The organism is Tetzosporium hominis (assembly GCF_002265435.1).
GTDB lineage: Bacteria > Bacillota > Bacilli > Bacillales_A > Planococcaceae > Chryseomicrobium > Chryseomicrobium hominis.
The window spans coordinates 1-265 of record NZ_NOKQ01000331.1; the positions used below are offsets into that span (position 1 = coordinate 1).

The window sequence follows — 265 nt, forward strand, 5'->3', positions numbered from 1 at the left end:
AATGATTTATCAAAAGGAAGCAAAGTAAATCTGGAAAGAGCGATGGCGGCAAACGGCCGTTTCGGAGGCCATTTCGTCTCAGGGCATGTCGACGGAACTGCTGAAATTGCACGAATTGATGAGAAAAGCAACGCTGTTTACTATGATTTAAAGATGGACCCGTCTTTAACAAAAACACTGGTCTTAAAAGGATCAATTACCGTGGACGGCGTGAGCTTAACCATATTCGGGCTGACAGAAGACACAGTGACAATTTCTTTAATAA

At 42.6% G+C, this 265-nt stretch carries 1 pseudogene; it reads left to right on the plus strand.

The features are described 5' to 3' along the window. A pseudogene (gene ribE / locus CF394_RS14135) lies at window positions 1–265 on the plus strand (riboflavin synthase subunit alpha); the annotation flags it as partial.